The 2,771-nt window shown below is 42.9% G+C and carries 3 protein-coding genes and 1 tRNA gene; 3 read left to right on the top strand and 1 reads right to left on the bottom strand.

Going from position 1 to position 2,771, the window contains the following annotated elements; translation table 11 throughout:
• From ACCM36_RS10155 to ACCM36_RS10145, 3 genes are all read left to right on the top strand, one after another.
• On the top strand, positions 1–1,032 hold a 1,032-nt coding region (locus tag ACCM36_RS10155; RefSeq protein WP_370573643.1), incomplete at its 5' end, for a methyl-accepting chemotaxis protein.
• Positions 1,033–1,231: 199 nt separating this feature from the next.
• Complete coding sequence (locus ACCM36_RS10150; protein ID WP_370573642.1) at positions 1,232–1,972, top strand: FKBP-type peptidyl-prolyl cis-trans isomerase; 741 nt, start codon at positions 1,232–1,234, stop codon at positions 1,970–1,972.
• A 103-nt stretch (positions 1,973–2,075) separates the two neighbouring features.
• Positions 2,076–2,161 (top strand) — tRNA-Ser (locus tag ACCM36_RS10145).
• A gap of 129 nt (positions 2,162–2,290) precedes the next feature.
• On the opposite strand, the gene ACCM36_RS10140 is transcribed toward ACCM36_RS10145, so the two are convergent.
• Positions 2,291–2,771 (bottom strand): helix-turn-helix transcriptional regulator (locus ACCM36_RS10140; RefSeq protein ID WP_370573641.1); only part of this gene is annotated, 481 nt, incomplete at its 5' end.

Genomic DNA, 2,771 nt, shown 5'->3' with positions numbered 1-2,771 from the left:
GGAAAACTTGACCTGAGAGCTGATACTGATGTTGTTGTGGACTTCAAGGAAATTCCTGCCGGGCTGAATCTCATCATGGACAACATGAACAAGATGGTCAGGCTGATAAGCATGAATTCTGCAAATATTGCCGCTTCTGCCCAGCAAATATCTGCTGCATCTGAGGAGATGACTGCTTCCGCTACTGAAGTTTCAACTAATGTTGCAGAGATCGCCAAAGGTTCGAATAACCAGTCCGAGAAGACAGAAGAGGTTTCCAGGGCTATGAATGATATGACCAAGAGTGTGCAGGAAATAGCCACGAATGCCCAGAAAGCTGCGGAGACTGCCAATGTGGCCAGTGATACGATAAAGGATGTAGGTGTGCAATCCGAGAACCTGATAGTCCAGATGGGTCATATTCAGTCAGCTGTAGGCGAGTCTGCCAATGTGATCCGTGAGCTTGACATGAAGTCCAAGAAGATCGGTGAAATCGTCAATCTGATCACCAACATTGCGGACCAGACAAATATGCTTGCACTTAATGCAGCTATTGAGGCGGCAAGGGCTGGTGAACATGGCAGAGGATTCGCAGTTGTTGCTGATGAGGTAAGGAAACTGGCAGAAGAATCTCGTGATGCTGCAAAGGAAATATCTTCTTTGATCAAGGAGATGCAGGTTGGTACTGAGAATGCAGTGGAGGCCATGGATAAAGGTACTGATCAGGTAAATACAGGGTCTACAGCACTTTCCGAGACTGTGCAATCTGTTAAATCAATTGTGGAAGGAAGTGAACAGGTTGCGATCATGGCACAGGAAATTGCTGCTGCAGCGCAGGAACAATCTGCAAGTATAGAGGAGATCACGAGTTCCGTAGAAGAGATCTCTGCCATTTCAGAACAAGCAGCTGCTGGGACTGAGCAGGCTTCTGCAGCTGTTGAACAGCAGACTTCTTCCATGCTGGAGCTTTCCAAGTCAGCGCAGGAACTTGCAAAGCTTTCCGATGAAATGCAGGCCTATGTAGCCCGTTTTTCATTGAAGGGAGAGGAGTAAGGACCTAAAGGTCCGATTCCTCTTCTTTTTTTAATTGATATTTTTATTTCAACGCTCTTTGAGGTGTTTTTTTCTATCTGCTTTTCCCTAAAATGATCTTTGCTCTGCTTTGATGGCAAAAAGTTCTTAAAGGCACAGGAGTATAGCAGAGACACTTTTATCCATAATTACATTAATCAAAAGAATAGAGTTGATATATGTGGCAATAGAGAAAGGAGATTTCATAAGGATAGCATATACTGGAAGGTTCGAGGACGGACAGGTCTTTGATACTACAAGTGAGGAACTTGCAAAAGAGAATGGCATCTTCAATCCTCGTGGTATGTATGGAGGGGATGTTGTCATAGTAGGTTCCGGCCATACCATAAAAGGTCTGGATGAGGATTTCATAGGCAAGGAAGTGGGCTATACAGGAAGTCTGGAGATCCCTCCTGAGAAGGCCTTTGGTGTACACAACCCTGCCCTTGTGGAGTCTATTTCTATCACTAAGGTTGCAGCACAGCTTAAGGACACCCGTCCATACCCAGGTATGGAGGTCGAAGTGGATGGCAAGAAGGGTGTTGTGCAGAAGATCATCGGACGCAGGCTGCGTGTTGACTTTAATCACTCTCTGTCCGGCAGGACTGTCACCTACGAGTACACCATTGAGAAGAAACTTGATGAACCTGTGGAAAAGGCCAAGGGGCTTCTTTCCCTGTACACCGGTGCTTCCAACATGGATATGGAGATCACTGATGACATGATCCGTATAATTATACCCATCGAGTTCAGCTTCAATCAGAGATGGCTTATCTCCAAGGGCCGTATCGCTCACGAGCTTATAGAGAACCTGGGCATACCAAATCTGGAATTCGTGGAGAAATATCCATACGTGACCAAGAATCCCGAAGCTGATGCAGAAGAGCCCGCAACTTCAGAAGAGGGTGAAAGCGAAGAGTAAAACTCTTCGTTTCCCTTATATTTTCAGGCATCATCGCATCATCTAATCAAAAGTCTTATATTCAAAACTGGTATTAAGGATACCACACTCATTAGAACGCATTGCTGAGGTAGCCAAGTGGACTACGGCGCCGGTCTTGAAAACCGGTAGTGCTAACGCGCTGCGGGAGTTCGAATCTCCCCCTCAGCGTAATAATTCTATTTTTACATTTCTCATCTTCTGGTTAAAAGACTACCAGATTTTCGGAAAGTCTTTTTAAAAATTGATGTCATAAATGGTTCTGAACAATTTTATTGCAATATAAGTAAAAAACAAGTATTATGACAATTTTGTCACTGGCAGAGATTCCTCCAGGAAATATTCAAAAAGTTCTTTTCCCCATTCAGTAGCGTTCCTGGTGTTGCATAGAATATATTTGTTGTCAAACCCTCTGTCTTTCCTCAGCAGATTTATCAATATGTGGTGATCATCAGTTATGAAGAAGCTGAAATCCATATTCTGCCTGTAAACGAAGAAATTAAAGTATTTACTTTTAATAACCTCTTCAAAGTCTTCAAGGTGTTCAGTTTTTATTTTGTCTAAAAGTTCTATCGATACTACAAAATATACGTTCATCTTCTGGGCAAACATTTCCGTAAATATTTGCTTGTAGTTGGGGTAAAGAAAAGAGGTGACTATGTACACAGACACAGAGGTCTTATTTTTAATATTGATCGCCTTGTGGATCGAATATAACTCCGTAAGAGGAGGATTTATTATTTCACAATCTTCAAGTTCATTAATTCTGCTCAAGAGATGT

The sequence above is a fragment of the Methanomethylovorans sp. genome (genome assembly GCF_041305605.1).
Classification (GTDB): domain Archaea; phylum Halobacteriota; class Methanosarcinia; order Methanosarcinales; family Methanosarcinaceae; genus Methanomethylovorans.
Note: the sequence above shows the minus strand (reverse complement) of the source record. Positions and strands in the feature narration are given on the sequence as shown.